This window comes from Spiroplasma endosymbiont of Villa modesta (assembly GCF_964030925.1).
Taxonomy (GTDB): Bacteria; Bacillota_I; Bacilli_A; order Mycoplasmatales; family VBWQ01; genus Spiroplasma_E.
Genome location: NZ_OZ034992.1, coordinates 1,837,684 through 1,863,308 on the forward strand (window position 1 = coordinate 1,837,684; position 25,625 = coordinate 1,863,308).

The 25,625-nt window shown below is 22.0% G+C and carries 38 protein-coding genes; 23 read left to right on the top strand and 15 right to left on the bottom strand.

Going from position 1 to position 25,625, the window contains the following annotated elements:
* Positions 1-237 precede the first annotated feature (237 nt).
* Positions 238-1,215 (bottom strand): IS3 family transposase, encoded by a 978-nt coding sequence (locus tag AAHM89_RS11790; protein WP_342266448.1) that lies wholly within the window; start codon positions 1,213-1,215, stop codon positions 238-240.
* Positions 1,216-1,319: 104 nt separating this feature from the next.
* Between AAHM89_RS11790 and AAHM89_RS11795 the strand changes: the two genes are divergently transcribed.
* Both AAHM89_RS11795 and AAHM89_RS11800 read left to right on the top strand, forming a co-directional pair.
* Positions 1,320-2,093 (top strand): hypothetical protein, encoded by a 774-nt coding sequence (locus AAHM89_RS11795; RefSeq protein ID WP_342266449.1) that lies wholly within the window; start codon positions 1,320-1,322, stop codon positions 2,091-2,093.
* An 87-nt stretch (positions 2,094-2,180) separates the two neighbouring features.
* Complete coding sequence (locus AAHM89_RS11800; protein WP_342266448.1) at positions 2,181-3,158, top strand: IS3 family transposase; 978 nt, start codon at positions 2,181-2,183, stop codon at positions 3,156-3,158.
* A 4-nt stretch (positions 3,159-3,162) separates the two neighbouring features.
* Here AAHM89_RS11800 and AAHM89_RS11805 read toward each other — a convergent pair whose 3' ends face one another.
* The 7 genes from AAHM89_RS11805 to AAHM89_RS11835 all read right to left on the bottom strand — a co-directional run bounded on the left by AAHM89_RS11805 (position 3,163) and on the right by AAHM89_RS11835 (position 5,123).
* Positions 3,163-3,426 (bottom strand): hypothetical protein, encoded by a 264-nt coding sequence (locus AAHM89_RS11805; RefSeq protein WP_342266450.1) that lies wholly within the window; start codon positions 3,424-3,426, stop codon positions 3,163-3,165.
* Positions 3,419-3,547, bottom strand: a complete 129-nt coding sequence (locus AAHM89_RS11810; RefSeq protein ID WP_255495922.1) for a hypothetical protein — start codon at positions 3,545-3,547, stop codon at positions 3,419-3,421. The genes AAHM89_RS11805 and AAHM89_RS11810 overlap by 8 nt, the downstream gene beginning before the upstream one ends.
* Positions 3,548-3,556: 9 nt before the next feature.
* Positions 3,557-3,748 (bottom strand): hypothetical protein, encoded by a 192-nt coding sequence (locus AAHM89_RS11815; protein WP_342266451.1) that lies wholly within the window; start codon positions 3,746-3,748, stop codon positions 3,557-3,559.
* A gap of 95 nt (positions 3,749-3,843) precedes the next feature.
* Positions 3,844-4,134: a hypothetical protein gene (locus AAHM89_RS11820; RefSeq protein ID WP_338977523.1), complete on the bottom strand. Its 291-nt coding sequence runs from the start codon at positions 4,132-4,134 to the stop codon at positions 3,844-3,846.
* Positions 4,127-4,777 (bottom strand): PD-(D/E)XK nuclease family protein, encoded by a 651-nt coding sequence (locus tag AAHM89_RS11825; RefSeq protein WP_342266452.1) that lies wholly within the window; start codon positions 4,775-4,777, stop codon positions 4,127-4,129. Before AAHM89_RS11825 ends, AAHM89_RS11820 begins: the two co-directional genes overlap by 8 nt.
* Complete coding sequence (locus AAHM89_RS11830) at positions 4,770-4,892, bottom strand: hypothetical protein (protein ID WP_342266453.1); 123 nt, start codon at positions 4,890-4,892, stop codon at positions 4,770-4,772. The genes AAHM89_RS11825 and AAHM89_RS11830 overlap by 8 nt, the downstream gene beginning before the upstream one ends.
* An 18-nt stretch (positions 4,893-4,910) precedes the next feature.
* Positions 4,911-5,123 carry a hypothetical protein gene (locus AAHM89_RS11835; RefSeq protein ID WP_174480025.1) on the bottom strand — a complete coding sequence of 71 codons (213 nt, stop codon included), beginning with the start codon at positions 5,121-5,123 and terminating at the stop codon, positions 4,911-4,913.
* Between the two features lie 582 nt (positions 5,124-5,705).
* On the opposite strand from AAHM89_RS11835, the gene AAHM89_RS11840 reads away from it, so the two are divergent.
* Entirely contained in the window at positions 5,706-5,915 is a 210-nt protein-coding gene (locus tag AAHM89_RS11840; protein ID WP_342266454.1) for a hypothetical protein, read from the top strand.
* Positions 5,916-5,979: 64 nt separating this feature from the next.
* Here the strand turns inward: AAHM89_RS11840 and AAHM89_RS11845 are convergent, their stop codons facing one another.
* Positions 5,980-6,117: a hypothetical protein gene (locus AAHM89_RS11845; protein WP_342266455.1), complete on the bottom strand. Its 138-nt coding sequence runs from the start codon at positions 6,115-6,117 to the stop codon at positions 5,980-5,982.
* A 315-nt stretch (positions 6,118-6,432) separates the two neighbouring features.
* Here AAHM89_RS11845 and AAHM89_RS11850 point away from each other — a divergent pair, with 315 nt between their 5' ends.
* Together AAHM89_RS11850 and AAHM89_RS11855 are read left to right on the top strand one after the other, a co-directional pair.
* The gene (locus tag AAHM89_RS11850; protein WP_342266456.1) at positions 6,433-6,906 is read left to right on the top strand and encodes a restriction endonuclease subunit S; all 474 of its coding nucleotides are present in this window, start codon (positions 6,433-6,435) and stop codon (positions 6,904-6,906) included.
* Positions 6,907-7,171: 265 nt separating this feature from the next.
* Positions 7,172-7,486, top strand: a complete 315-nt coding sequence (locus AAHM89_RS11855; RefSeq protein WP_342266457.1) for an HU family DNA-binding protein — start codon at positions 7,172-7,174, stop codon at positions 7,484-7,486.
* 259 nt (positions 7,487-7,745) lie between these two features.
* Here the strand turns inward: AAHM89_RS11855 and AAHM89_RS11860 are convergent, their stop codons facing one another.
* The 3 genes from AAHM89_RS11860 to AAHM89_RS11870 all read right to left on the bottom strand — a co-directional run bounded on the left by AAHM89_RS11860 (position 7,746) and on the right by AAHM89_RS11870 (position 9,541).
* Complete coding sequence (locus AAHM89_RS11860) at positions 7,746-7,895, bottom strand: hypothetical protein (protein WP_342266458.1); 150 nt, start codon at positions 7,893-7,895, stop codon at positions 7,746-7,748.
* A gap of 22 nt (positions 7,896-7,917) precedes the next feature.
* Positions 7,918-9,183: a hypothetical protein gene (locus tag AAHM89_RS11865; protein ID WP_342266459.1), complete on the bottom strand. Its 1,266-nt coding sequence runs from the start codon at positions 9,181-9,183 to the stop codon at positions 7,918-7,920.
* Between the two features lie 115 nt (positions 9,184-9,298).
* Positions 9,299-9,541: a hypothetical protein gene (locus AAHM89_RS11870; RefSeq protein ID WP_342266460.1), complete on the bottom strand. Its 243-nt coding sequence runs from the start codon at positions 9,539-9,541 to the stop codon at positions 9,299-9,301.
* Between the two features lie 577 nt (positions 9,542-10,118).
* Between AAHM89_RS11870 and AAHM89_RS11875 the strand changes: the two genes are divergently transcribed.
* From AAHM89_RS11875 to AAHM89_RS11900, 6 genes are all read left to right on the top strand, one after another.
* On the top strand, positions 10,119-10,607 hold the full coding sequence (locus AAHM89_RS11875; RefSeq protein WP_338978672.1) for a hypothetical protein: 489 nt from the start codon (positions 10,119-10,121) through the stop codon (positions 10,605-10,607).
* A 134-nt stretch (positions 10,608-10,741) separates the two neighbouring features.
* Positions 10,742-10,864, top strand: a complete 123-nt coding sequence (locus AAHM89_RS11880; protein ID WP_342266461.1) for a hypothetical protein — start codon at positions 10,742-10,744, stop codon at positions 10,862-10,864.
* Positions 10,854-11,036: a hypothetical protein gene (locus AAHM89_RS11885; RefSeq protein WP_342265954.1), complete on the top strand. Its 183-nt coding sequence runs from the start codon at positions 10,854-10,856 to the stop codon at positions 11,034-11,036. The genes AAHM89_RS11880 and AAHM89_RS11885 overlap by 11 nt, the downstream gene beginning before the upstream one ends.
* Before the next feature lie 4 nt (positions 11,037-11,040).
* Complete coding sequence (locus tag AAHM89_RS11890) at positions 11,041-11,163, top strand: hypothetical protein (RefSeq protein ID WP_342266462.1); 123 nt, start codon at positions 11,041-11,043, stop codon at positions 11,161-11,163.
* Positions 11,164-11,165: 2 nt separating this feature from the next.
* On the top strand, positions 11,166-11,342 hold the full coding sequence (locus AAHM89_RS11895) for a hypothetical protein (RefSeq protein WP_199188879.1): 177 nt from the start codon (positions 11,166-11,168) through the stop codon (positions 11,340-11,342).
* Positions 11,317-11,757: a hypothetical protein gene (locus AAHM89_RS11900; protein ID WP_342266463.1), complete on the top strand. Its 441-nt coding sequence runs from the start codon at positions 11,317-11,319 to the stop codon at positions 11,755-11,757. Before AAHM89_RS11895 ends, AAHM89_RS11900 begins: the two co-directional genes overlap by 26 nt.
* Positions 11,758-11,946: 189 nt before the next feature.
* Here AAHM89_RS11900 and AAHM89_RS11905 read toward each other — a convergent pair whose 3' ends face one another.
* Positions 11,947-13,122, bottom strand: a complete 1,176-nt coding sequence (locus tag AAHM89_RS11905) for an Mbov_0401 family ICE element transposase-like protein (RefSeq protein ID WP_342265906.1) — start codon at positions 13,120-13,122, stop codon at positions 11,947-11,949.
* Positions 13,123-13,342: 220 nt separating this feature from the next.
* Between AAHM89_RS11905 and AAHM89_RS11910 the strand changes: the two genes are divergently transcribed.
* The 12 genes from AAHM89_RS11910 (at position 13,343) to AAHM89_RS11965 (ending at position 24,489) form a co-directional block, all read left to right on the top strand.
* Positions 13,343-13,660, top strand: coding sequence for a hypothetical protein (locus AAHM89_RS11910; RefSeq protein WP_342266464.1), 318 nt, complete (start codon positions 13,343-13,345; stop codon positions 13,658-13,660).
* 162 nt (positions 13,661-13,822) lie between these two features.
* Positions 13,823-14,218, top strand: a complete 396-nt coding sequence (locus AAHM89_RS11915; protein ID WP_174480004.1) for a terminase small subunit — start codon at positions 13,823-13,825, stop codon at positions 14,216-14,218.
* Positions 14,212-15,564, top strand: a complete 1,353-nt coding sequence (locus AAHM89_RS11920) for a phage terminase large subunit (RefSeq protein WP_342266465.1) — start codon at positions 14,212-14,214, stop codon at positions 15,562-15,564. Before AAHM89_RS11915 ends, AAHM89_RS11920 begins: the two co-directional genes overlap by 7 nt.
* A gap of 3 nt (positions 15,565-15,567) precedes the next feature.
* Positions 15,568-16,875, top strand: a complete 1,308-nt coding sequence (locus AAHM89_RS11925; protein WP_342266466.1) for a hypothetical protein — start codon at positions 15,568-15,570, stop codon at positions 16,873-16,875.
* Entirely contained in the window at positions 16,844-19,696 is a 2,853-nt protein-coding gene (locus tag AAHM89_RS11930) for a hypothetical protein (RefSeq protein WP_342266467.1), read from the top strand. The genes AAHM89_RS11925 and AAHM89_RS11930 overlap by 32 nt, the downstream gene beginning before the upstream one ends.
* Before the next feature lie 16 nt (positions 19,697-19,712).
* Positions 19,713-20,225, top strand: coding sequence for a hypothetical protein (locus tag AAHM89_RS11935; RefSeq protein ID WP_342266468.1), 513 nt, complete (start codon positions 19,713-19,715; stop codon positions 20,223-20,225).
* Positions 20,226-20,227: 2 nt separating this feature from the next.
* Complete coding sequence (locus AAHM89_RS11940) at positions 20,228-20,434, top strand: hypothetical protein (protein ID WP_342265899.1); 207 nt, start codon at positions 20,228-20,230, stop codon at positions 20,432-20,434.
* Positions 20,435-20,436: 2 nt separating this feature from the next.
* On the top strand, positions 20,437-21,627 hold the full coding sequence (locus AAHM89_RS11945; RefSeq protein ID WP_342265898.1) for a hypothetical protein: 1,191 nt from the start codon (positions 20,437-20,439) through the stop codon (positions 21,625-21,627).
* 5 nt (positions 21,628-21,632) lie between these two features.
* Positions 21,633-22,412, top strand: a complete 780-nt coding sequence (locus tag AAHM89_RS11950; protein ID WP_342266469.1) for a hypothetical protein — start codon at positions 21,633-21,635, stop codon at positions 22,410-22,412.
* Complete coding sequence (locus AAHM89_RS11955) at positions 22,396-24,138, top strand: hypothetical protein (protein WP_342266470.1); 1,743 nt, start codon at positions 22,396-22,398, stop codon at positions 24,136-24,138. Before AAHM89_RS11950 ends, AAHM89_RS11955 begins: the two co-directional genes overlap by 17 nt.
* Positions 24,139-24,142: 4 nt before the next feature.
* Complete coding sequence (locus tag AAHM89_RS11960; RefSeq protein WP_255495924.1) at positions 24,143-24,265, top strand: hypothetical protein; 123 nt, start codon at positions 24,143-24,145, stop codon at positions 24,263-24,265.
* Between the two features lie 17 nt (positions 24,266-24,282).
* Entirely contained in the window at positions 24,283-24,489 is a 207-nt protein-coding gene (locus AAHM89_RS11965) for a hypothetical protein (RefSeq protein ID WP_342265895.1), read from the top strand.
* Positions 24,490-24,526: 37 nt separating this feature from the next.
* On the opposite strand, the gene AAHM89_RS11970 is transcribed toward AAHM89_RS11965, so the two are convergent.
* Positions 24,527-25,354, bottom strand: a complete 828-nt coding sequence (locus AAHM89_RS11970) for a hypothetical protein (RefSeq protein WP_342266090.1) — start codon at positions 25,352-25,354, stop codon at positions 24,527-24,529.
* 4 nt (positions 25,355-25,358) lie between these two features.
* Positions 25,359-25,616 (bottom strand): hypothetical protein, encoded by a 258-nt coding sequence (locus AAHM89_RS11975; RefSeq protein WP_342266089.1) that lies wholly within the window; start codon positions 25,614-25,616, stop codon positions 25,359-25,361.
* Positions 25,617-25,625 lie beyond the last annotated feature (9 nt).

Here is a 25,625-nt window from a genome sequence, read left to right on the forward strand (position 1 = left end):
CTATTGGTATATAGTTAATATTTAGTGTTTGTTCTTGTTCTAAATTAGCGTTATTAATATATGATTTAAAATCTAATGGAAATTGTTTTTTATTATCACTAATACTATAAATTGCACGATTAATAGTTACTTGTTCATTATTTAGTGTATAAATTTCAAATAATCTTACAGTTTGTGCATTTTGTTCATAACGGGGTGGTTGGCCCTTAATTACTGGACCATTTTTGATATAAAATTCTAAATTTTAATTTGTAAAATTGGTGGTTTTAGAAATTTAGAATGTATTCTTTCATAATTATAAAACATAACATATTGATTTACATCATTTATAGCTTCATTGATGGATAAATATTGATTTGATTCTTTAGGTAGTCATTCTTGAGATAAATGAGAAAATCAGTTTTCAGATAATACATTACCACCAATATCATAAGGTTGTTTTTTGCTTAAAATTATTTGTTTATCCTCTGCTCATTTTGTGATATCCTGACAATAAAATTCGTTGGCGTTATCTGAATGTAAAATAACATTTTTTACTTGATTTCAAGAAAATTGTTTGTTGATTTTTTCAAGAGCAGGAAGAATTAAATCCTGATATGATTTATTAGGAGCAATATTATAACTAACAACATTATTTGAATAAAAATCAATAATTACAAAAAGATATAATCATCCTTCTTTAGTATTTATTTGTTTAGTGTCCATTGATCAAATTTGATTTGAAGAGGTTGTACTTTTATAATCTTTGTTTACTTTATCCATTGTAGGTATTCACTTATTTGGATTTTTTTTGCTTTTAGGATAGTTATTTTTAGTTTGTTTTAATCCTTGAATATTGTGTTCTTTCATAATTTTTCGCATTTGTTTTATTGATAATTCTATATTTAAAATGATATTTTTTTCTTGTTTTAATCACTCTTTAAAAGCTGAAAAAATTCTTAAATATCCATAAATTCTGCCTTTTCTTGTAGAATGAAATTCGATTAAAAGTTGGCATATTTTTTGATATTTATGATTGCATTTAATAATATGATTTTCTTCTTTTTTAATAGGTTTTTGTTTATTTTTTAAAAAGTAATATGTTGATCTGTTTAATTGAAGATATTGACATAGGTTTCTAATTGAATATTGATTTTTACAATCATCAATAATTTTAATTTTTTCTTTGATATTTAATTTGTTAATTACTAATGCTATTTGTTTAATTTTATCCATTAATAAAAATCCTTTCAGGTTAAAATTAGTGTTAATTATATAACACAATTGTTTTTAGAATACATTCAGGTTTTTTAAATTAATGGTCTAGTAAAAAGGGCTAAGTGGCAAGTGGCAAGTGGCATGTTAGTGATACTATACCTAAATTAAAAATTCATGTTGATAGTAATATTGATTCATTATGAGAAGTTGATAAAGATAATATTAATTTTGTTAAATTAAAAGATGATAAAGGTATTATTGCTAATAATAAAAGAATTATTGATGTTGGAACACCTACTTTTGAAACTGATGCAACTAACAAAGAATATGTTGATAATAAAATACCAGATTTAACTAATTATTATAAAAAATCTGTTTTTATGAAAGGATATTTTACATATAAAGATGATAGAGACCAATTATGAATAAATGATAGTTCAAATAGTTCTCTTGCTATCTCATTATTGCTTAATAATACTTATGGAAGATTAGAAACTAATAATAAAAAAATTGTTGGTGCTATTAATGAAATAAATAAAAAACAAGTTAAAGAAAATTGAAAAATAATAGGTAAAAGTATAAATAATCGTAAATATGGTGATTTTAATCTTGCTTTTAATACTCTTTATAGAGTAATTATTACATGGGAATCTCCACCATTTCATCAAGTAAATACAAGAATAACAGTAGAATTTAAAACAGGTAATTATTTAGGTGGAAATCATGGAATTAAAATATTTCTTACAAAAGGTTTAATTAATAATGAAGAAGGTATTTTATATTTACAATTATTAGATATTAATAAATGACAATTAATTTTAGAAGGTGGAAATGAAAAATATGCAAATATTTTTTCATTAGCCACTTGCCACTTACCACTTAGCCCTTTTTACTAGACCATTAATTTAAAAAACCTGAATGTATTCTAAAAACAATTGTGTTATATAATTAACACTAATTTTAACCTGAAAGGATTTTTATTAATGGATAAAATTAAACAAATAGCATTAGTAATTAACAAATTAAATATCAAAGAAAAAATTAAAATTATTGATGATTGTAAAAATCAATATTCAATTAGAAACCTATGTCAATATCTTCAATTAAACAGATCAACATATTACTTTTTAAAAAATAAACAAAAACCTATTAAAAAAGAAGAAAATCATATTATTAAATGCAATCATAAATATCAAAAAATATGCCAACTTTTAATCGAATTTCATTCTACAAGAAAAGGCAGAATTTATGGATATTTAAGAATTTTTTCAGCTTTTAAAGAGTGATTAAAACAAGAAAAAAATATCATTTTAAATATAGAATTATCAATAAAACAAATGCGAAAAATTATGAAAGAACACAATATTCAAGGATTAAAACAAACTAAAAATAACTATCCTAAAAGCAAAAAAAATCCAAATAAGTGAATACCTACAATGGATAAAGTAAACAAAGATTATAAAAGTACAACCTCTTCAAATCAAATTTGATCAATGGACACTAAACAAATAAATACTAAAGAAGGATGATTATATCTTTTTGTAATTATTGATTTTTATTCAAATAATGTTGTTAGTTATAATATTGCTCCTAATAAATCATATCAGGATTTAATTCTTCCTGCTCTTGAAAAAATCAACAAACAATTTTCTTGAAATCAAGTAAAAAATGTTATTTTACATTCAGATAACGCCAACGAATTTTATTGTCAGGATATCACAAAATGAGCAGAGGATAAACAAATAATTTTAAGCAAAAAACAACCTTATGATATTGGTGGTAATGTATTATCTGAAAACTGATTTTCTCATTTATCTCAAGAATGACTACCTAAAGAATCAAATCAATATTTATCCATCAATGAAGCTATAAATGATGTAAATCAATATGTTATGTTTTATAATTATGAAAGAATACATTCTAAATTTCTAAAACCACCAATTTTACAAATTAAAATTTAGAATTTTATATCAAAAATGGTCCAGTAATTAAGGGCCAACCACCATCACCATAAGGTATTAATGCTAATTCTTTTTTAATAGGATTAATTGAAAGATTTAATTTATATAAATTAAATAAAGCATTAAATAAACTTTGTTGATTCATATTTCTTAAATCTTTACTAGAATTTTTAATCATTTCATAATAATTTCTAAATTTTAATAATTCTTCTTTATTACTTTTAATAAAATTAGGAATTTTTAATTCATTTTTACTATTATTACTCATTATTTTCTTCTCCTTTTTTATTTAATAATTCTAAAATTTCATCTAATTTTTTATTAATTTTTCCTATATGTTTTAATAAAATTAAAATTGATTTATCCATACCAGAACTTTTCTTATCCATAATTTTCTCCTATCATTTTTTAATTGTTTTAAATCTATTATCTAAATGTATTTCAATATTTTTACTAGGATTAACTATTAAATGACTATTAATTTCAATTCAATTATTTAGATTACTATCTAATTTTTTAGGTAACTTATCAAATTCAATTGAATTATAAGAATAAATAGTTTTTTCTTTAATTGTTTTTTCATTAATCATTTTATTTCTCCTTAATTAGTTCATTAACTATTTTTTCTAAACATTTCAGACATCAATATTTACTTAATAAAATTCTTTTATTACAATATTTACATTTATTCATTATTTTCTTCTTTTTGCATTTCTTTGAATTTAAGTCAATTTAAATCTTCACAATCATTATTAAAGTCTATAAATATTCTTTCTCTATAAAGGTTTATTTGACTTTTAATAAACTTAATATCTTCTTGTAAATCTTTAATCATATTTCAAATAAATATATTTTGTTCTGGTTCATTATCTTGAAAAGTAAATAAAAAATATTTATGTAAACACATTTCTTTATATTTTAAATCTTGTTTTAAAATTCTCATTTTTTCTTTATTCTCAGGTATTTTTTTAATCATTTTTATTTTCTCCTTTAAAATATTTTGTTTTTGCATTAAATCATTCAATTAATAATTCACTTGTTATTTCAATTTCTATTTCTTCTTGAATATTTTTATTAGTTAAATAAACATAGGTTTTATTACATGGACTTATACCATTAGCAAGTAACATACAATAATAAGCAGTTAATTGTAATTTAATTCTTTTTAATTTATCTTCATCAATACAAGCATAAGTTTTATAATCTACTAAATAATACTTATTTTCTTTTTTATCTAAATAAACTAAATCTGGTGTTCCTGCAACTGAAGTATCAGTAATAGGTTTTTCTATAATAAATTCATAATTATTTTTATCTATAAATTTTTCTTTTAAAAATATAAGTGATTTTTTACAATAAGAATAATTTATATTATTAGTTAATGGTTTTAATTTTTTTAATAAATTATTAATAATATTTTCTTGATTAATATTTTGTAAATATAATTCATTAAGTTTATGAACTCATTTACCACGAACTGAAGCATTTTTTAATACTTCTGGTGATATATGACTATATCCAAATCCTAAATAATTATCAATAATTCTAGAAACTGATATTAATTCTTTATCTTCTAAAAAATATTGATGAGTTTCTTTTTTAAAAATTAATTTACTCATATTTATTTCTACCTATTAATATTCAAAAACATTTATTACATAATCTATTACCAAAAGAAGATTTTTTTCTACAATTATCACAAGAACCAACCATTCTATATTCTCTATATTCCATAAATATTTTTTCCTTTCATTAATTAAGTTTTTTATTTATCATGTCTGATTCTTCTTTTGAAATATAAACTTCCAATACTAATATTTCATAATGTGTAATAAAAGCATTTTCTAATAAATGATGTTTATAATTTCTATGAAAATTATTAGCATCTATAAAAGTACAAAAAACTTTATATTTTGTTTCATCTGTATAATTAACTTTGTATTTTACTAAATAAATGTATGACATATTTATTTTTCTCCTTTATTTTATTTATTGTGTTATGATATTGTTAATAAGGTATGTATTTATATATAAACCCCCTATTTTTTTAAAATAATACAAATGTAATTGTTAATTAGATTAATGGGTTATTTACTGAGCCATAATAAGGCTATTCAAATTAATCTATAATTACATTAAGCGATACAGTGTAACATTTTAACTTGCTTAACATTAAATGCTCTTTTATTCTGATATAGAAGTATTTACATAAAGTACTCACTATTAGACTTCTACGACAATTTTATGAAGTTTTAATCTTTTAACAAAAAAAGAACGATAGTTATATCGTTCTTTGTTATTTTATGAAACTAGGAGTTAAAGTGATGCGCCCTTTGACAACCGCCCATAAACAACACTGTTAAATTTTGAAATAAATTAAATAGTTTATCTGGTAATAATTATAATTGAATTTTAGAACCAAATAAAAAAGATTTTGAAAATATTTCACAAGAATTTGTTGCTATTTTTGAAAACTTAAGTAAAATAAAATTAGGTAAAGGTTATGGTTATCCTGATATATTTCTTTATGATAAAAATAATCATATTATGATAATTGGTGAAGTTAAAGAACAAATAATTAATCATGGTGATCCGGAATTATACTTTGAAAAAAGAAAAAATAAAACAGCAGTGGATGGAATAAAACACTATTTATATAAAATTATTGAAAAAGCTTTAATTACTTTACAATTTAAATTAAAAGAGTTAGCGTTTAAATATAAAAATCAAATTATAAAATATCAACATTTTCAATAACTGAAAATAATTGTATATCAGACAATTGATCTTCAGAACTTTTAGTAGTAAATGAATATATTAATTATTTTTCAAATGTTAGTAAAGAAGATAATTTAATAAGATTAAAAAAAACAGCTAAAGAAGTAAATGAATTAATGAGAGATATACCTGTTTCTGAAAGACCAATATTTTTAGCAGGAGTAATAATTTCATTGGACATATTCCGTAATTAAATTTAATTACGGAATATGTCCTTATAAAGATGAATGAATACCTGAAGCTTGAATACCTACTGATTTTTCAAATATAATTGATAATTCTGATCATTTTTTTGATAAAACAATAAAAGAATATACTTTATTTAAATATAAAGAAAAAACTGGTATTTTAGATCAAGAATTAAAATATAGAAATGAAAAAAATCCAAGTAAAAAAGAAGAATTAAAAGATAATTTATTAAGTGAATTGGAATTATTTGAACAAATTCAATCTACAGGTTTAAATGCAATGGAAATTATTGAAAATGGTGATTAAAATGAGTAATTTAAATTTAATCATATGAAAAGAATTTAAAATAAAAGAAATATTTTTTGTAAAAAGAGGAAAAAGATTAAAAAGTGAAAATAGAAAAAATGGAAATATTAATTACTATTCAACTTCTAATTTTAATAATGGTTTAACTGATAAAATTTCAAATCCTTTATTTATAGAAAAAAAATCTATAATATTCACTACTTTTGGCTATTGTTATTATATAGAAGATATTTTTACAGCAAGTGATGAGGTTAATATTTTAAAATTAAAAAGTGGAAATCTTAACAAATGAATAGGATTATTTTTAGTTACTATTATAAATCAATTAAAACATAAATTTTCATTTGGAAGAAAAGCATTTATGAATAGAATACTAAATGAAGTTATATCATTACCAATAGATAATGAAAATAATCCAAATTGAGAATTTATGGAAAAATATATAAAAGAAAGAACTAAAAATATTTATTTATAATATTTTTAATAAAAATTAAATCCATAGCATATTAACAATTAATATTCGATTTAGAAAATTTGATAAAATTTAGTTAATAATAATTTATGGGGTTATATGTAAATTATTACAACTCAATGTTATTTATATTATCTTTTGAAAAAGAATACACATTTGACTCTTTATACCATGATAAATTTATATATTGTAATGGAAAATGTTATCAAGAATCATTTGATAATAGAGTAACAAAATTTAAACAAAAATAAAATTTTGGAGGGATATTATGAACAAAAAAGAATTAGTAAAAGCAATAAGTAATGAAATTAATTTGAATCAAAAAGATGTTGAAAAATGTATTGATAAACTTTCAGAAATAATTATTGCTAAAAATTCAATTGGCGAATTTGTTGACATTTCAAATCTTGGAAAATTCATGATTGTTAAAAAGAATGCAAGAACAATAAGAAATCCTAGAACAGGTCAAACTTTACAAATGAGTGAACATTACTCACCAAAATTTCAACCAAAATCTATTTACAAACAAACTATTAAATCAGCAGTTATTCAAAAAGAAAATGAGGTAAAGTCAAATGTTTAAAAAACTTAAATCAATTTTCAAAAAGAATAAAAATAAAAAAATATCTTGTAAAAATATTGCAAAATCAAAATGAACTAATAAACATGAATTTGAAAATAAACAAATATAACTAAATAAAGGTCATATATGACCTTTATTTAAAGACAAAAGAACAGGTTCTAAAATATATATTACTTAAATAAGTGTTAATATTTTAATTAAAATTATAAAAGAAAAAATAAAACTGCACAATTGTGTAGTTTTGCAGTATTTATTATATTTACATTTTTTGTGATTTACTACTAGAACTTTGACTTTTACTTGTTGAAGCTTCGCGTCTTTGTCTGTCTCTTTCTCTAATATCTGCTGCTTCTCTTTCAGCCATTTTTTTTAATATTTCTTCTGCTTTTTGTTTTTCTTTTTCATCCATTATTTTAGTCTCCTTATTTAAATTATAAAGACATTTGTTTCATCTTTCTAACTGGTGATTTTTCTCTAATATCTTCTTTTACAATATTAACACTTTTATTATCTTTTTTGATAATTTCTTCTATTTCATTGACAAAACTAGTAATTTCTCTTTGATAAACTTTTAAATTATGTTCATCAGGTTGAGATTTTTGATTTTCTTCATTAATTATACGTGCTACATAAGTAATCATTAATAAATTCTGTTTTATTTTTTCGGATTGTTCTGTATTTAATTTTTCTTTTTCTGATTCTGCTTTTGCCTGTAATTCATTTTTTCTTTTATGAAAATTTTCTAAATTTTGTTGGATTAATTCTGTTTTATTTTTATAAAATTTCTCGCTTAATTCATTTTGTAAAGAAACAAAAGTTTTATTTTTATTTTTTTCTCAAAGTTGATGAAAACTATTCAAAATTCTTTCTTGTTTTCCTTCTTGAGTTAGACTTAAAAATAGTTCTTTTTGGTGTTTCTTTTCTAATATTAATTTTTGTTCCTGCAATTTATTTTCTAAATTTATATCATTTTTAGATTTTCAATTAGGAAAAAGTCATTTTTTTAGTTTTAACTTGTATTTATTGTAACCAGCAACTACGCAACCTGTTATTAAACCTGCAGTAACAAATGGTAATCAAGTTAAAACTGAAGCTGATACAACGCCGACAAGTAAAGGAGCTATAACCAAATTACCAATTACGGGAATAGCACATCAAGCACCCAAAAATACTGTTAAACCAACTATTTTTCATGGAACACGTTTTCATAAAGGTTTTGTCTCTTGATTTTCAAAAAAATCATTTTTTTCTTCATTAACATTTTCTATAAATTCTAAAAATGATGTTTTGATAATAGTTGTACTTTCAGATTCTTCATTTTTAATATTTTTTATATTTTTATTAACTTCATTGAGAAATTTTTCATAACTTAAATGTCTAATCTGTTGAATTACATTGTTATTTTCAAGATAAATTATTAGTTCCCAAATTTCTCTCTTTGTATCATCATGTATTTTTAAAACCAAAAGTGGGTTATTATTGACTTGTATTATTTCATCATAAATAAAATAATCTTGGTTTTGTTCATTTATAATGGTTTTAAATTGAGAATATCTCGTATCTTCAATTTCATCTGATTTATTATCAAATTTATATGTTTTACCATTATGTCATTTTTTTTCATATTCTATAAATTTTTTTGAAAAATCTTTTGATTTATTTTGAAATTCTTTTTTAATTATAGTTTCAAGTAGCATTATCTCACTCCTTTAAATAAAAAATCCCATTTCCTTTAAAATAAAGCAATGGGTTAAAAACTTATATGTTTGATAACTATATGCTATCAAATTTTGTATATTTTTCAATCATTTTTTATTTATTTCGTTCCATTACTCTGTCAACAAATTTTTCAATTTCATTAGTTTGTTCTAAATTCAAACCCAATTTTATCAATTCTTGTTTGGCATTTTCATATTCAACATTTTTGTTAACTGATTTAAAAACTATCATATCTCTCATTAATTCTTTAATTTTTTTATCATTCAACATTCAATCTTGTTGATAAGTAAGTCATTTTTGTTTTGTTTTTTCAATTTCTAAGTGATTTTTAATCATTTTTAAATTTGTAGAATTGCGAAAATGTGAAAGTGATTTATAATTATAATTTGTAATTTTTTTTGAAATTCCCCTAACTAAATCCTTATCTCAATGTTTTTGATTATGTTTTCAAATTGAAGTTTGTAATATATCATAACGATTACGACTAAAAGGACTAGTAGATAACTTAAAAACTTCTCTACCTTTTCGCTTATCAAAACTTAAATCGGGCGCATTGCAAACTTGGATACGATTTAATAAAAATATAAATGAGAGATAAAACTCTCATTTTTAATTGTTGAACAATTATAATTAATTATTTTATTAAACCTATACTTTATTAAAGTAATTAATTATTCCAAATTTAATAAAAATTATAAAAGCTATTGTATAGGAATTTGCAAATAGTAATTTTTCTGCTGGTCTTTAAAAATTTAAGATTTTTTTCTCCCCCTCCCTCCAGACCTCCTACCCCCAAGGCTTTGCTACTTACAGTAGCATAAGCCTTACGTATATTAGTAGAAGTATTTAGTTAGTAGTATATAAGCCTTTTATCACTGTAGGTGATAAGGCTTATACGTAGAAAGGATTTGTAATGATTAATGTTAATTTAGATATTAAAAATAAAGTTAGAGAAACAACTAAAGGTATGTTATTAGAAATTGGTGAATATGAAACATGATTTCCAATTAAAGATACTACTATTAATCAAAATAATAAAAAAATAACATTAAAAATAATTGAAGATTTTAATTATAAATTAGGTAAAAAATCAATTACAAAAGATATTGAAAGTATTAAAGGTAGTGAAATTTTAAAATATATTAAAAATATTTCAGATATTACTACAAATGAAAATGAATTAATATCATGTGAATTTTATGAAGAATATAATGGTTATTATATTTTTAAAAATAATAATAATCAAGAATGTTTTAAATATAACATTACATGAGAACAAGATATGAAAAGTTTTAAAATAAATAATCCATATAATGATAATGATTTAGCAATAAATTATATTGTTACACCAATGAAAGATATAAATACTCATAATGAAAAAATATTTTATTTAAAGTATTAAAGGAAATTAATATGTTATTAAATGTTGAAAAAATAGAATTAATAAAAAAATTATGTAATGAAAAATTACTTAAAAATAAAAAATATATTGAAATACAAGAAATATTAAAAATTATAGAAAGAGAGTAATTAATTATGGAATATAAAGAATATAAAATTATTGGTTCATGTGATAAATGTAATAAAAAATCTTCAATTGGTAATAGATTATGTAATAAATGTTTTTGAATATTAATAGGTAGAAAAAATGAAATGTAATATACATAATGAAAAATATATATGATTTTCTGAATTAGAAAAAACATATTATTGTAATAAATGTATTGATGAAATGATTGAAGAAGATATGTATTTAACATCAAATAATTGAGATTACTTATATGAATATTATATTAATGAATTACAATTAGAAAATTTTAAAGGAGTGTAATAATATGCAAAATAAAAGTTTTCAAGAAATAAAAAATGATTGAGAAATTTTTTTTCAAGATATTAAAAATGGTAAATATGGTGAAAGAATTAAAGAATTATTTATGAATGAAGAAAGTAGTGAATAAAAATGGTAGCAGCAGCACTTAAAAAACATGAAGATAAATTATTAATTAAAAATTTAAAAATTCGTCTTACTAAAAATGACCATTATGAATTAAAAACATATTGTTATGAAAGAAATATAACTATGAATGATTTTGTAAGGGATTTAATTAAAAATGCAATTAAACAATCAAAAAAATAATTTAATTTTTAAAAAAGAAACACATCAATATTTTATAAATAAAAAAGAATTAATATCAGTTAGTAAAATACTTGATTATTATTTAGGTAATTCATATTGTAAATGTAAATATTGTTTTAATATTTATAATGCAAGAATTCGTGGTAATTGTGTTCATAAAGTAGCAGAATTATATTTTAAAAATATAAATATTAAAAATATAAGTAATCAAATTAAAAATTATATTAAAGATTTATTTTCACAAAATTATTTAAATTATTGTTATACATTATTAGATTATTTACCAACTAAATTTATTAATAATAATGAATATATTAGTGAAAAAATGTTTAATGCAGATATAGTTGCTGGAACACCAGATTTAATTTATAAAGAAAATAATTTAAATATAATAGTAGATTTTAAAACTTTATAAAGGACGTATGAGATTAACCCTTAGAATTATGAGTAACATTAACAATATAACTGCAAATTCTATGATTTGTTAATTAAATTATACCATAAATTTTAAAAATATTAAAAAATATAATTACAAAATTACATTTAAATAAAACAAAAATCCTAATCTTAAAATTAGGTTTTAAAAATATAAAATTTTAACTTATTAAGTACTATTAAGATAACTTCTAGTGTTTAAATAATTTGCTTTTGCTATTAACATATTATTTAATGTTTGATAATTATATATTTTTGCTCCATTAGTTAAAGATTTTAAAAAATGATATACATCACTTTCAGCACTACAACCAATATTTCAAGAAGCATTTTGATTTACAATACCATGAGCATTATTTTTAAAATAATTATAAGTTTTAGTATTAACATTAAGTTTTAAAAAATCAAGTAATTTATTACAATTACCATTTGAAAAAGTAGTTGAAGAATCTAAAAATTTTTTTCAGTCATGAGATTCTTTTTTCTTACCACGAACTCCAACAAAAGACTTTCATAAATAACTAAATGCATGAAACTTATCTAAAATATAATAACATCCCAATCAACTTGCCATTGCTTTAATTCACAATGCACCATCACCAGCAACAACTAAATTATAATTATGATAATCTCATTGAACACCTAATATATTTAAATTAATATCATAATGATTAAGAATAGTTTGTGTTGTAAATTGATATAATTCATGTTGATTTAAACCATTACCAGTTTTAAATAACATAAATGAAGTTATTTTTTTATCTAATTTATTTCTATATGAATAAATTTCTTTTTTACCTAAATTAAAAGTTAAAAGTCTACAACAATATTGCTGTTTTATACCATTTTCATCTCAACAAGTAACAAAAGCATCATCTGCACATATATTTAATTTTTCATTATCTAATACTTTAAATTTTTCTTCTGGTATTCATTTTTCAATTTTTGCTTCTTTAAAAATCCTTGAAATAAGATTTTTAGAAAAAGAAGTATATTTAAATTCTGATTGAATATTAAAATAACCTTTTTTACTTATTAAATTTTCAATTAAATTATCTAATATATCAAAATATAAATCATTAGTAATTCTTGCTCTTTTTTTAATACCAAATTCTTCATAAATTGGATAATAAGTTTTTTTATTAATTTTATCTCAATAAACTCTTTGTCTAAAAGTATCCATTCCAATTGGAGTATTTACTGTTCTATTACATGTTCAAGCAACTTTATATTGATTTTTATCTCTATTTAGAAAAAAATATTCATCAAAATTATGGATTTTTTGAAAATATTTTGCTAAAATATTACTGATTTCAGATTTTAGAAATCCTTTAAAACTAAACATTTTTTAACACCTTTCTATTTATTTTTTAACTCAAAAATTGTATCAAATTTATTAAAATATTGTTGAAAAATGTTTGGTTTTAGAGTATAATATTAAAGAACGATAAAATAAACTGCAAATTCTATTTACGTTTAAAAGATAACTTTTATTAGTTATCTTTTCTTTTTTAATAAAATAATGTACAATAAAGAAAAATATAAATAGAAAAGGAAAATAAAAAATGAATTATTTATTGTTAACTGAAATAAAAGAAGTAGACCCACCTATGGCTGTATTTTATATTATGTTAGTTCCTTTATCATTAGCATGAATAGCATTTGCTCTTCATTTAATTAATTTAGGATGAGAGTTATGTGAAAAAAATAATCCTTTTGGAATTGTATTGTTTACTATTTCTCTAAATATTATCGGTACTATTATTGGTGCAATGATTATGTATAAATCACAACATCCCGAATATAAATTTTGAAAAAGTTTAGGAAATAAAATTAAGAAAATGTTTAAATTTAAGAAAAGAAATAAAAAAATAGCAGTGTAATGCTATTCTTTGTTATAATTATATTATAAAAATTAAATATAAAAAAATATATGAAGTAATTAATAAAGTTAATAAGTTATTTTTGTCAGACTTAACTTAAAGATTATATTAATTATATCATAAATTTTTGTGTTTTTAAAGCATATGAAAGGAGATTTTTATGTGCAAGAAGAAAAAATAAAAATAAGAACAATTTTTAATGATGCAAAAGCATTAAGAGAAAAATTAGAAGAATATTTTAATCATTGTAAACAAACTGAAGAAGTACCAACTAAAATTGGTATGTTAGTTTATTTAGATATTACAGAAAATACTCTTTATAGTTGAAAACAAAAAAAGAGAAATACTTTTTTACAACAAATTAATTGAGCATATTTACAAATACGCCATATTAATACACAAAGATATTTAAAAGCAAATGCAAATAATACTGCATGATATTTAGAAAGAGCATTTGTGAAAGAATATCATTTATCTACAAAAATTGATATAAAAAGTAGTGATAATACAGCCCCTATAGCAATTAGTTTAGAAAATAAAGGTAAGAATAAATGTTAAGTAATTTTGGTTATTTATTAGATATTGCTAAAAGAATGTATTTAAAACAACCTTTAAATATTACTAAAATTAAACAATTAGGTAGTCGTAAATCTGGTAAAACATTTAGTGATATTGAATTTCTTGGTATTTTATTAATGTTAGAAAATATTAATATTCATGCTTATTTAATTCGTAATATGTCAAAACAATTAAATGATAGTTGACAAGAATTAAAGCAAATTATTAGAGCAACCTATCCTAGTATTAATTTTATTATTAGTGAAACTAAAAAAACTATTGAATTTAATGGTAGTAAAATAACTTGTAAATATTTACATTCACAAGATAATAGTAATGTTAAATTAACTGGATTAGCAAGTAATTATTTATATGATTATGTAATTATATGAAGTGATGAAAGATATGAAATTACTGAAAATGATTATCAAGATTTAAAAGATGCAATAAGAGGTGCAAATCAATTATTAGAAATTGAAAGTTGTAATCCTTGGTCAATTCTTAATGAATTTATTAAAAAAACTATAAATGCTTGTCCACAAAATGAAAAACAAATTATTAATGAATATGAACAATTTACTATTATTGATAATACTATTTATCATTATCAAAATTGAAAATTAAATACTCATTTAAAAGATAGTGATAAGCATCAATTATTAGAAATAGAAAAATTAGACCCAATATCTGCAAGAGTAAGAAGTCATGGATTAGTAGGTTATGAATCTGGTGGAATATATTCACATCTTATTCATAAGATATCACGTTTATTACAACCAAGTTATAGATTTAGTGCTGGATTAGATTATGGGTTTAAAGATGATGCTTTAGCATGTGTATTAATAGGTTTTGATTATAATTTTAAATTTGTTAATGTTATTGATTGTTTAAAAATAGAAAATAAATTAATACGTTATGATAATAAGCAATTAGCAAGATTAGTAGTAGAGTTTTATATTAAATTAGCAAAAGAAAATAATTTGTTATATGAATATGGTTTAACTGTATATTGTGATTTTAGTAATTATACATTTATTGAAATGTTAAATGATACAGCAATTAAATATCAAGTTAATTCATGGCTATATTTTAAAGATTGTGTGAAATTAAGACTTGAGTTTAGAATAGGTAAGAATGTTGCTTTAATGGCATCAGAACGCTTAAATATTAGTATGAATGCACAAGCATTATTAGATGAATTTAGATTGGCTGTATGAGACCCTAAAAGTATTAAACAAATACCATTAGCGGGTAATGACCATTTACGTGATGCATTTGATTATGCTATAGAACCATATATTAGAAATTTAAGTGCAAATATAAATCCTTATTTTGAAAGGAAGTAACATATGAATAATCATAATACTGAAATATTAACTCCTAATTGATGTATGATAAATCTTCAAGAAATTATAGCAAATCATGCTTCTAAATTACTTTGGGGTAATGGTTATACTTTAACAAGTGAAGATGATGATTATAAAAGAGCAATTGAAAAATTAAAAGAATGAAATAATTTTGATTCATTATTTTATCAAGATTGTCATATTAAATCTGGTTATGGTTATAGTATTGTTCAAATTGATAGAAGTAAAACTGGTAGAATTTCATTAAATTTTGCTCAACCATATGCTCAATCAAGAGTAGCAAGAGTATTAGAAACTGAATATAGTGCATCAACATGGTCAAGGTTACAATATGATGACCAAAGTATTTATGTTAAAACAACATATACTCAAAATCAAATAATTAGATATTTTACTAGTGATTTTATTACATTAGATGGTTTACAAGAAAAAATAAGTGATGATTTAAAATTACCTTTAATAGAAAATCATAATTTAGGTATTATTCCAGTTAAATTTATGCAAAATTTACCTAAAAAGAATTTCTTTGGTGGAGTTATTGGTGATTATTATCCAGATATGACACCAATTAAAAAATTACAAGAATTATTAAATAAAACATTTGAATCAATTAACCATGAACTTGAATGTAATGTTACTCGTGTATTTTTAGATATTACTGAACAAGAAATAAATCAATCTAAAACTGCTTTTGATTTAAAAAAATTAATAGGTAAATTTATTTTACAAGCAAATTTAAGAAGTATGGGAAGTACTAGTGGAACACCACCAATTGCAATATTACAAGGTAATCCAATATTAGATAAATATGCAGATTTTATACAATTTATTATTGATAAAGCATTTGAGGGTAGTGGATATAGTCCAGTAAATGATACTACAAGTCAAAAAACAGAAGCAGAAGTATTAATTACTAATTCAAGAGATATGGAAACTACAAGAATTAAAAGAACTTTAAATCAAAGTGATTGAAATGAAATATTTCAAAGATGTTTTATATTAATGGGATTAGATGGTGATAAATCTAAATGAACATTTGAAATTAAAGAAAATACTATTATAGATAGATTAAAATCATTAGAAATTAATGAGAGAAAATTAGCATTAGATTTAACTAACAGAAAACGTATTCTTGTGCAAGAAGAAGGTGTTAGTGAAGAAGAAGCAATGAACATTCTTGAAGAAAATAGAAGAATGAGAAAAGAAGAAATTGATTTTGATAATAAGTTAGTAAAAGATATTGATGGAGAAACTAAAAATGATACCGAAAATAAATCATCAATTAATTAAAACAGTTTGAAAATCAACTGGTGAAATTGAAAAAGATTTTACACAAAATAAAGATTTACAATTTCGTGTATGTCCTTTTACTATTATTTTAGGTGCTATAAATTCAACAGAAACGGGATATAAACCACCAACTTCAATACCTAATGATTATACTAGTTTTAGTAAAATCTTTACTGGTAGAGAAGCAATACAAGCAGTTTGAGACCATTCTTATTATCCTATTCAAAATAAAGATAATCCAGATGAAGCATATAAACAATTACAAGTTGGTGATGTATTTTATGGAAATATTTTAAGTGACCAATTAGGTATTACTTATTCAGCAACTCCAGCAAATAATGCTTTTATTCAAGAACAAGCAATTAAAAATGTAGTTATTAATATTCCAAATGAAAAAAAGAATTTTAATTTTATTAATAATATTGTTTCAAATTTATATAAGTTATATATGATTCCAGAAATTAATAAAGTTATAAATACTGATAAATCTATTAAAGTTGATAGACAATGATATATTCTTGAAGTTGCAAGTAAAACTTATAATAATGAAAATAAAGAACTTGCTTTTATTCAATGTACTTTTAGTTCGTTAAATGATAAATTAGCAACTAGTGGATTAGCAATTAATCAATATGTACAATTAGGTGCCCCGGGCGACCCAGTTGCATTACCAGCATTAGATGAAAATAATAATATTATTTTAGATAGTAATTATTTACCGCCATTACCAGTTACTCATTGTCAAATATCTTTTTATGGTTCAGTAAAACCTATTTCAATAGCATTATGAGGTAGAGATATTGATAATAATCCTATTAATACTAAACAACATAAATATAGACAATATCCAAGTAAATTATTATTTCCATGACAATATCAATGTTCAACTTATGACCCAGTAAGTTTTCAAGCATTACCAGAAACTAATTATGTATTAACTGTTCAAGGACAATCAGTTATGGATAGTTATCAAGATTGACAAAAAGTAATTGCTCCAAATTATGATGATGGAGCAACTAAACATTATGAAGGTCATTTAAGAACTGATGTTGAAAAAACTAAAAATACTAATAAAGTTGATGTATCAAATAGATTAGTAAATTATTGAGATAATAATTTTTTAAATGGTGCTGAAATTGAAGATTATATTTATGCAACTGCTGGTAATCCATATTTTCAATATTATAATAAAAATAATAAAAAATTTATTGGTAATACTCATTATAATATGAATAATAATAAATTTAAGCAATTAAATACTATAAATGCATTACATTATTTTATTTATAATCCTATTAGTGAAATACCTTTAACAGTTAGAGAAACTATTAAAATTAATCTTAATACTATACCTATATTTGGTTCATTTATGAATGCTTTTGTTGGTGGTTTAGATATTGGTGCTAAATTATCAAGTAATTTATTAATACCTCAATTTCCTTATATAAATGGATTAATATCTGCTGAATTATATAATTTTTATACAACATTATTATATAGTTCACAAAGTACTAATCCAGCATTAATTCCATTAGATGTATTTAGAAATGAAACACCAGATGCTATTCAATCAGTATTAGGTACAACCAGTCATATGACATCATTTACATTTAATTTAACTGATAAATTATCAATGGCAAGATTTGATATTAATAATCAATCATTTAATGATAATTCTGTACAAGAAACAGTAAATTTAGGTCAATTAGATATTAAAAATAAAAATTTAGTTAATTTATTAGCAAAAGATGATATTGATACATCATTATTACAACCACCAGATTTTACTAATACTAATATAGTAAAATGAGCAATTGATATGATTGATATTAAAGTTGTTGGTAAAAGTAATTTTAAAATAACATTTTATAGTATGCCTGATAATAGAAATGGTGCTGTTAATGATAATTTTAGTATTTGAAGTGGGACTTATCAAACAGTAGGTAAAGCAAGTAATAATAGTAGATTAATTCAAAATACATTTATTTTAGCAAATAATACTTTTAAATTTGACCAACCATTTAATTATCCACAAGCAATACAACCACCACCAATAATAGAGAGAGCGCATCCTATATTTATTGATTTAAGTAATCAAAGTAAATATGGAATTAATAATGATATTAACAGTACTCTTAACAGTTCAAAAGATACTTATCAAATGAGACCAAATTGAAGAGAAAATCAAGAAACCGGTAAATTTTTAAACTATATACATATTAATGTTAAAGATTATGGATATGAAAATATTGATAAATTTATGAATGATTATGAAAGTATAACATTTAATTTTAATTTTATTATGAATGCAAAATGAAGATTAACAACTGTAAGTGATGATTATGTTAATTCTAAAAATTGATTTACACCTATTATTATTAAATTAAATGAGATTGGTAATATCACTGATGGTCAAGGTTTAAATGCAAGTTTTCAAGATAATGATAATACTTATAATAATAATTCTGGTAATCATCAAGATATGAATAATAATTGAATATTTAATGTAAATAATTCTCAAAATGATGGATTACACCCAAATCAAATTGCTTTTTTAAAAAGTTTAGAAAGATTAAATAAAATATATATTAATAATTTATTATGAACAAATGATAATCCAAGTAGTGGTAAAACATTGCCATCATCAGTATGATTTAAAATAATGGCATTTAAAGGTGATAGTGATGATTGAATATCAATTCAATATCAATTTATAGCAACATTTGTTGGATTAAATTATCTTACTGGAGCAACTATAAGCAATGCTAATTGAAAATTACAAACTACGTCATTGGTAATTAATCCAAAAAGTTCAACTTAGAAAGGTGGTGGTAATTATGTTAAATGAAAATGAAATGAAAGAAGGTAATACTATGGAAGAAAAAGAAAAAGATGAACAAGAAAGTGAATCAAATTCAACAGATAATGAATCAAAAGAGCCAAAAAGTGAATCAAAACCCAAAGAAAATGAATCAAAACCAGTAGAAAGTGAATCAAAAGACAATGAAACTGAAGAGTCTAAAGAACCAACTTTAGAAGATAAATATAAAGAATTAGAAGAAAAATATAATGCTTTATATAAAGAAAAAACTGATAAAGATAGAGAAATTAGACATTCAGAAAGTTATAAAAAATATGATTTATCACAAGAAAATATTAATTTATTAAAAAGATATCTTGGAGATAAAGATGATATTGAAGAAGAATTATCATTATTAAATAAAGATTTTCCACATTTATTTAATAAAAATAAAGATACAAATATTAGTAATTCTTTAGATGTAAAAGATAAATTTAAAGAAAATAAAAAAGAAGATGTAGATACTAGTAAATTAGGAATGGTAGGTTAAATATGACTATTAAAGAATTTAATAAAAAATATGAAAATATTCAAAGTGATTATCCTGATATTTTTAATATTACTAGAAGTACTCGTATAGAAATAATAAATACTTTAGAAAGTATTAAAGGATATGAAAAAAGTATCAATTGTTTAGAAAAAATACTTAATTTTGAAAAACAAGTATTAAATGATTTAAAACAAATTAAAGGAGAATAAATATGGCAATTATTACAACACAATCAACAACAATTAATGACCCTAGTACACCTAGTGGTAAAGCAGATTTATCAGTTAAATATCTTAAAAATTTAAAAGTTTTATTATCAAAAAGAGTAGCATTAATTAATGCAACAGTAGAGAATAGAGAACAATTAGATGCTGGTACTGCTATTTATGATGTTACAAAACGTAATATTACACAAGATTATAAACGTGGTGCTGGTGAAAATGATGTAACAGCAATTAGAACAGAACAAATTCTTTTAAATAAATCAAAAGAAATTAATTATGAAATTGAAACATTAGATTTAAAAAGATTAGGTGCTAAATTTGAAGATGGTGGAATTACTATGGGTGATAGTTATGTTTCTGGTTGAATTGATGCAAAAGCAAAATCAGTAGAAGTATATTTAGTTGCTAAATTACTTCAATTAGCAGTTAAAACAGCAAACGAAAATGGCATTATTAATATTACATTACCAACTAATCCTAAAACAGATGATTATAGAGCATTATTATGATTAAAAATCTCAACTACATTAGCAACTTTAAAAGCAAGAATTACTGATGAATATATTGGTACAAATGAAGAAGATTATACATTATGAGTATCTAGTTTTTTTAAACCGTTAGTTTTATTAGCAAATGCTAATTTAGGTAGTGAAAGTTCTAGTGAAGCATTAGCTAGTGGTAAAGTATTAGAAATTGGTGGTATTAAAATTATAGAATGTCCATGATTAGGAAGAAATTATCCAGCTGGAGTTATTGATAAACAAGAAGGATTTGACTTTAGGGGTTGTGATGCTGTATTAGTGCATAAAGAAGCATTGGCATTTCCGTTTAATCGTGGTCTTGATAATACATTTATTTTACAAACTAATGGTAATATTAAAAACTTTCATAAGTTTTTAGTAAGTGATGGTAAAGCATTAAGACCAGATTTAGTTAAAGGATTTACAGTTACTTCAAGTATAGATATTGCAACAGCAATTGAATTTACTAATTTAGGTGCTATTACTATGGCTGGTGCAACACCAACTGCAGATGAAGTAGAAAAAGCAGTTATTGCTAAAAATCCTAATTATCGAAAAGGTAATGCTAATTTTTCAGATTTAACAGCAACAAGTGCTAATGTTGAAGGTAAAAATTTATATGATGGTTCTTTACAAGTAACTTTTACAAAGAAGTAATTTAAATGCCTATTATTTTACTTTTAAGAATAATATTAGAAACTGCTGTTAGTGATATTCAAACTGCTGAATTAATAGAAAAATTTAAAAAAAATAATTCATTATTTAATAGTTTTTTAAAAAATCCAGCAGGAATATTAAAAAATCAATTAATGTCAAAAATTTTAGGACAAGGTAAATCACAAAAAGAATTATCAGAATTTCAACAAGTTTTACAAAAATTAACAAATTTACCAGTAATTCATAAAAAAATAATGACACATATTACTAATAATAATATTGCTAAATTACAACATATTCAAAAACAATATTTAAATGGTAAGTCATTAATGGATAAAGGTAAAGAAATAATAATGAATTCTTTAACACAAGAAGATTATGATTCTATGATTGGAGTTTATGTAAATCTTTCAAGTTCTGCTCTTGCTGGTGGTATATGAACTCCAGTAGTACAAGCACAATCTGGTACTTATGGTATTGCTACATTAACTTATAGAACTAATTTATCTAAAAGTTATGATTATTTTAATGTTTCAAGAGAAACTTGAATTGATATGTGTAAATCTATGGGTGCTTATGGAACTGGTGCTAATAGTGTTTTTATAAGAGAATATTTAGGTGGAGTAAATAAAACTAAAAAAGAAATGAATGCTACTGTTAGAAGAAATGTTAGTCAATTAAATAGAGCAGTAACTAAACCTAATAAATCAGTTATTAGTACAGTTAATAAATCACAAGCAGTACAAGGATATGGAAGGTTTAAAAATTATGGAAAACAAAAATAATATTGATTGAAATGTAAATTTAAATTATATTACAAAAGATGATTTAAAAACTATATATGGTTTTATACCAGATGCTGACCAAACTACTACTGATAATACTAAAACTGATTTTACTATTATGGCAATTGCTATATCAAGTGAACGTATTAATACTATTACTGGTAATTTAATTGAACAAACTGGATTTAATAATTTAAATGAAACTCAAAAACAATTAACTAAAAGAGCAACAGCAAGAATGACTATTTATTATTTAACAGTTGGAATGGCATTTATAAGAAGTTCAGTATCTATTAGTGGTAATGGTTTATCAAGTAGTATTAGTCCCCCAAGTGAACCAGATTATGTATTAATGGAAGTATATAATTTATTACAACAAGCAAATTTACATACTCCAAGAAAAGCAATTAATAATCCTATTTCATGTAATACAGATAATTTTAATACTCCTAGTATTTTTGATGAAAGTGATACTAAACTAATTACTTGAGATTCTGGTAATAAAACATTTTTACAAAAAATGAGTTTAATTGAAGGTACTGGTATAAAAATAGATAATGTTAGTGATACTATACCTAAATTAAAAATTCATGTTGATAGTAATATTGATTCATTATGAGAAGTTGATAAAGATAATATTAATTTTGTTAAATTAAAAGATGATAAAGGTATTATTGCTAATAATAAAAGAATTATTGATGTTGGAACACCTACTTTTGAAACTGATGCAACTAACAAAGAATATGTTGATAATAAAATACCAGATTTAACTAATTATTATAAAAAATCTGTTTTTATGAAAGGATATTTTACATATAAAGATGATAGAGACCAATTATGAATAAATGATAGTTCAAATAGTTCTCTTGCTATCTCATTATTGCTTAATAATACTTATGGAAGATTAGAAACTACTAATAAAACTATTGTTGGTGCTATTAATGAAAATAAAACTAATATTGATAAAAAACAAGATAAAGAAAATTGAAAAATAATAGGTAAAAGTATAAATAATCGTAAATATGGTGATTTTAATCTTGCTTTTAATACTCTTTATAGAGTAATTATTACATGGGAATCTCCACCATTTCATCAAGTAAATACAAGAATAACAGTAGAATTTAAAACAGGTAATTATTTAGGTGGAATACATGGAAGTAAAATATTTCTTACAAAAGGTTTAATTAATAATGAAGAAGGTATTTTATATTTACAATTATTAGATATTAATAAATGACAATTAATTTTAGAAGGTGGAAATGAAAAATATGCAAATATTTTTTCATTAGAAGAATTACAAAATACAGTTAAAGTAGATATTATTCAACCTATAAAAATTACAAGTCATACTTTAAAAATAAATGAATTAAAAAATAATGAGATTAATATTGAATTACCAAATACTCCAACACCAAGTCCAAGTATTCCACAATGAAAAGAAGTAGGAACAAAAGTTAATATAAATCATATTAAATATACTTTTAAATCAAATACTAAATATAAAATTTATTATAATTTTGAAAGTCAATCAAGTAATAAGAAATTTGCTTTTATGTCTAAAGAATTTTTATACGGTGAATTGAATACTGATGTTCAAACATTATATTGAGATAAAGTTAATGATAGAATAATAATTTCTTTACAAATGCAAAATGATACCATTGCTATTGTTAGTGACCCTACAAGATATGGTCAACTTTTAAAATTAGAAGAATTACAGGAATAGTATTATGTTTTTTAAAATTATAAAGATTATTTTAGGTTTAATTGGAGTAATTCTATCATCAGCAACTGCTGGTTTAATTATATTTATTATTGTAAAAATTATATTAAAAATTAATCAAATATTTTAGAAAGGTGGTGATTTAATATGGATACTACAACAATTATTATAGTTGCTAATTTATGTATTAATGGGGGTTATGTTTTAATTAAATTAGGAAAAGCATTTATTGCTTTTGGTAAATCTTTAACAGACCCTAATAAAAAAGCACTTAAAAAACAAAATAAAATTAATAAATTACAAACTAAATTAAATTCTATTAATAAACAACCAGAAGTAAAAAGTATTTATTAATAATAAAAAAATGCCTTTAATAGGCATTTTTACTTATTTATAAACTCATGTGATTATAATCTCAATTTAATGAAGCATTATCTAAAATTACATCACTCATATTAGTTCCATATTGACTACTTGTTTCACTATTAATAGTAAATCTATTATCATTAATTAATCTTGCAGTTTCATTTGTAAATGAAGTTTCTTGCATTTCTCTACTATGATTTGTTTCTATTGGAAGTAAATTATGGATTATTTCACTTGCACCAGCAATTATGGTAGGTACTGCATAAGCATTATTAAAATCATTATTTATCCCCATAGCAACACCACTACTAATCAAACAACCACCAGTTGCCATATTACATATTTTTCTTATTGCTTCAAATTTATTAGGTATTAATTCTAGAATTCCATTAATAAGATTTGATATACCATAAGCATTTAATGAAATATAAGTATCTCAATCCATTTGTCCCATAAATTCACTATTTTGTCCCATAAAAATTATGTTTTGTCTCAAATCTGGTGGAAATGGGTCAATAGTAGTAGTAGTTATTGGACTTTCAGTTGGATTAGGGTTAATTGAAGAATTAGTAAATTTAGCATAATTTGCTAAGCCAATTGTTCCTAATCCTAATGCTATTTTTTTAGAACTATTTAATAATTTAGTTTTTGAACTTGGCATTTGATTTAAATTTCATATATCAATTCCTAATTTTTTTGAAAATAATAAAGCATTTATACTACCTAGAATAGGATTTCCTATTAATTGCCCATAATAAGCACTGGTACCTATCATTGCTGATAATGGTGATATTCCAGTTCTTATTAATTTTAATAAAGTATAATTTGAGTTTTGGTTTTCTGTATTTGGCATTTTTTTATTCTCCTTTTATAAATTTAAATTGCATATTTCCTACTGTATCTCTATTATTACCAACTATAATTAAATATCCAGTTTGATTATTTTCTAATATTCATGAATAAAAAATATCTTGTGGATATAATTTTGGATATAAATTTAATGCTAATAAATAACATAAAGCATCTTCTTTATTTTTTAATAATCCAACTGTTGGACATTTTATTTCTTTTGGACTTTTTTCATTATAAAATCATTCAGTTCTAATATTTCTCATTATTTCACA